Consider the following 422-nt stretch of genomic DNA (forward strand, 5'->3'; position numbering starts at 1 on the left):
ACGTTTTCCCAGCCCAGCAGGGTGAATATCTCCTCTGACAGCGTTTCTTCCGGTAACGGTTTATGTTTGTAAATTGACCAGGCCGCTGGAAGCAGGCATAACCCCAGTAAGGCCAGAAAAGCTACTGCTATAAGTGAATAAAAATATGGATTTGAGAATGCCTCCCATCCATTATATACATGTATATATAATGGGATAATAATAGTCAGGCACAAATAGCAAACCCGCAGCGGGATACGCACTGCCGCGCGGCGCGCCTGATTCTTTCCCCGGTAGCACCCCGGCGTCATGCACAGGGACTGCTCCTCCGGTTTGTGGATGGCATACACCAGATACTCCTCGCCGACCGGGGCCGCCAGCAGTTCCACCTCCTCCCCTTCATAGCACCAGTGGCATCCCAGCCAGCCGGTAAAACGCCTGCC

General features: G+C 53.1%; 1 pseudogene. It reads right to left on the bottom strand.

Going from position 1 to position 422, the window contains the following annotated elements:
- Positions 1–368: pseudogene (locus OGX91_RS00070) on the bottom strand (putative type VI secretion system effector); the annotation flags it as partial.
- Positions 369–422 lie beyond the last annotated feature (54 nt).

Source organism: Citrobacter sp. Cpa228, from assembly GCF_030333085.1.
Lineage (GTDB): Bacteria > Pseudomonadota > Gammaproteobacteria > Enterobacterales > Enterobacteriaceae > Citrobacter > Citrobacter pasteurii.